Raw genomic sequence first — 3,540 nt, forward strand, 5'->3', positions numbered from 1 at the left:
CGTCGAAGCGACGTACGCGCTGCCACCGGAGACGGCCAGCGCCGTCGTGCCGCAGCCGCCTGCGGCCGCCAACCGCCCACTGCCGTCGGATCCCGAGCCGTTGGACGAGGAGCTCCTCGATGTGGAAGAGCCCGTCTCGCGGCCGCGCGTCGAGACCAGGCCCCCAGCTGCAAACTCGGGACGTGGTCGCACGGTCTTGCTCGGAACCGTTCTCGCGCTGGTGATCGCCGCCATCGGTTTTGCCGCATGGTGGCTGCGGGACAGGCCGGAGGATCTGCCGCAGCAAGCCGCCGTCACCGAGGCGCCGGCAGCGCGGCCCGCCCAGGACAACGGCAAATTCGCTGAACGGGTCGGTGCTCCAGGGGCTCCCGCAGCGGCGCCAGCTCAAGCACAAGCTCAGGCCCAAACGCAGGCTCCCGCGCAAGGGGCCCGCACCGATGTCGGTGTGGCTCAGCGGGCCGTCTTCTACGAGGAAGACCCGGCCAATCCGCAGACCCCGAAAGCGCAGGTCGGACGTGTGGTCTGGCGACTCGAGAACGTCAGCGGCGGCCAGGGCCAGCCGTTGGAAACGGCGGTCAAGGCGACCATCGAGATTCCCGATGCAGGGCTCAACCTGAACATGACGATCCGTCGCAATACGGACGCGACGCTTCCGGCCTCGCACACGGTCGAACTCGTCTTCGCCACCAAGGCGGGCGATACCGGCCGTGTCATTCGCGATATCGGCCTACTTCAGTTCAAGAACGAGGAAGCCGCACGCGGGACGCCACTGGCTGGACTTCCGGTTCCGRTGCGCGAGAACATTTTCCTCATCGGCTTGTCGAATCTCGCAGGCGATATCGAGCGCAACGTCGAGATGTTCGTTCATCGCAACTGGATCGACCTTCCCGTGCGCATGGCGTCGGGACAACGGGCCATTCTCAGCTTCGAGAAGGGTGCGTCCGGCGAGCAGGTCATCAACAACGCCTTCCGTCAGTGGCAGTAGTCCTGCCGCAATAAAAAAGCCGCGGTGGCCGACCGCGGCTTGAAGCATTGTCGACGATGACCGATCAGGCTGGTGCTTCGGCCGGATTTTCGATCTGGGCGAGGTTCTTCTTGACCGCTTCCTGCACCTTTTCGAAGGCCCTTACCTCGATCTGACGGACGCGCTCGCGTGACACCCCGAACTCCGTGGAAAGATCCTCCAACGTCATCGGGTCATCCGAGAGACGGCGTGCCTCGAAGATGCGCCGCTCGCGAGGATTGAGGACGGAAAGCGCGTTGCGCAGGGCGGACAGCCTGTTCTGGCCCTCCTCCTCGGCGACAAGCAACTGCTCCTGGCTGACGCTGTCGTCGACCAGCCAATCCTGCCACTCGCCTTCGCCCTCTTCGCGCAGCGGCGCGTTGAGCGACGTGTCGCCACCAAGGCGGCGGTTCATTTCCACCACGTCCTGCTCGTTCACGCCGAGTTGGGTCGCGATCTGCTTGACCTGATCGGGACGAAGATCACCTTCGTCGAGCGCGGAAATGCGGCTCTTGGCTTTGCGAAGGTTGAAGAACAGCTTCTTCTGGTTCGCGGTGGTGCCCATTTTCACAAGCGACCACGAGCGCAGAATATACTCTTGAATCGCCGCCTTGATCCACCACATGGCGTAGGTGGCCAAACGGAAGCCCTTCTCGGGCTCGAAGCGTTTCACGGCCTGCATCAAGCCGACATTACCTTCGGACACGACTTCCCCAATGGGCAGTCCATATCCGCGATAGCCCATGGCGATCTTGGCGACGAGGCGCAGGTGCGACGTGACGAGCTTATGGGCCGCCTCTCGGTCGCCGTGCTCGCGCCAACGCTTGGCGAGCATGTATTCCTCATGCGGTTCCAGCATGGGGAAACGGCGGATCTCGTCGAGATAGCGGGATAGGCCCCCTTCGTTGGCAAGAACGGGTAGCGCTGCTGCCATATACCTTTTCCTTCCTTGGCCCCCTCCGATCGAGGCGAGCCGAAAGCGGCCCCCTCATACGGCCGGCCGCCCCTCCATATATAGTCATGGAGACCTTGACCGAATAGAGGCGTCGGTACCGTGAATGGTGACAACGTCGTGAAACCGAGTCGGTGCCCGCCTCCTGTGTTTGTGCGTCGGATTGACGCCTATCGTGCCGTACGGAGCGCCTCGACGAGCACGGTCATGTCGGCGGGTAACGGACTTTCGAAGCGCAGAAACTCCCGTGTACGCGGATGTTCGAAACCGAGGACGGCCGCATGCAGCGCTTGGCGCCCGAGGCTCTGCAGGACGCTCTGTTGAGCTTCCGACAGGCGGTTCGCCTTTGTCTTGAACCCCGATCCGTAAACCCGATCGCCCAGGATCGGATGACCCATATGAGCCATGTGCACGCGGATCTGGTGCGTCCGCCCGGTTTCGAGTTCGCATCGCACCAATGTCGCCGCCGGCGCTGTCGCGGGGAGACGTTCCTCGATCCGGTAATGCGTAATCGCAAAACGACCGCTCTCCTCGGAGACCACAGCCATTTTCTCACGGTTGTGGGTGCTGCGGGCCAGGGCGGCCTCGACGGTGCCGTGCTGCCGGTCGGGCACGCCCCAGACCAGCGCCAGATAGGCGCGCTCGAGGGGACCCGTTCGGCCGTGATCGGCGAACTGGTCGGCGAGGCGTTTATGCGCGCGGTCGTTCTTTGCCACCACGAGAAGCCCGGACGTGTCCTTGTCGAGACGGTGGACGATGCCTGGACGCTTCACTCCGCCGATCCCTGAAAGGCTATCGCCGCAATGGGCGATGAGTGCGTTCACCAGGGTCCCGGATTCGTGCCCGGCCGCTGGATGGACCACAAGCCCCGGAGGCTTGTCGATCACGATGACGTCATCGTCCTCGTACACCACGACGAGGTCCATGGACTGCGCGACGGGCTCGGCCGCGACCGGAGGCGGCACCACGAGAGAGATGACGCTGCGGGCCGGAACCTTCCGGTTCGGATCCTTGACCATGGCCCCGTCGAGCGTGGCGTGGCCGTCCTTGATCAGCGCCTGCAGGCGGCTGCGCGACAGGTCGGGCCAAGCCTGGGCCAGCACCCGATCCAACCGATCGGGTGAGGCCTCATCCGCGACAATCCATTCACGCTGCGTCTCACCGCTCAACGAAATCCCCTTATTTGCTCGTCCGCCGAGGCCTTTTTTGGCGCAAGGCCCTTGAAGGCATCGGACAAGCTGGTTATACGAGCGGCCTTCCACTTGCTAGCTCCCTTCGTCTAGCGGTCTAGGACGTCGCCCTCTCACGGCGAAAACAGGGGTTCGATTCCCCTAGGGAGCGCCAAACATCTTCGAACTCAATGAGTTGCGGCTGGTTTAGCCAGTGAGGTTCGCCCACGGTTCGCCGAAGCGGGCCTTTTTACTTTCCAGCGGGATTTTTAGGCCTCAGTAATCGCACGACCGACGCCATACCGTCGCGCGCCAGTTTTTCCTGCTCAGCTCTCGCCTCGAGGTGAGGAATCTAACGTAACAATTCTGAGGCTAGGTTTGGGCGGGGACCTGTGATCAAGGATTAAGTCTATCCC

At 63.2% G+C, this 3,540-nt stretch carries 3 protein-coding genes and 1 tRNA gene; 2 read left to right on the top strand and 2 right to left on the bottom strand.

What is annotated here, in order from left to right:
* The coding region (locus tag AC1DT3_RS15230) for a histidine kinase (protein ID WP_477466088.1) at positions 1-985 on the top strand (985 nt) is incomplete at its 5' end.
* A 64-nt stretch (positions 986-1,049) separates the two neighbouring features.
* Here AC1DT3_RS15230 and rpoH read toward each other — a convergent pair.
* Positions 1,050-1,937 (bottom strand): RNA polymerase sigma factor RpoH, encoded by an 888-nt coding sequence (rpoH, locus tag AC1DT3_RS15235; RefSeq protein ID WP_477466089.1) that lies wholly within the window; start codon positions 1,935-1,937, stop codon positions 1,050-1,052.
* Between the two features lie 188 nt (positions 1,938-2,125).
* Positions 2,126-3,124: an RluA family pseudouridine synthase gene (locus AC1DT3_RS15240; protein ID WP_477466090.1), complete on the bottom strand. Its 999-nt coding sequence runs from the start codon at positions 3,122-3,124 to the stop codon at positions 2,126-2,128.
* A 99-nt stretch (positions 3,125-3,223) separates the two neighbouring features.
* On the opposite strand from AC1DT3_RS15240, the gene AC1DT3_RS15245 reads away from it, so the two are divergent.
* Positions 3,224-3,299, top strand: a tRNA-Glu gene (locus AC1DT3_RS15245).
* Positions 3,300-3,540: the final 241 nt, after the last annotated feature.

This window comes from Microvirga sp. P4_G7, assembly GCF_056401005.1.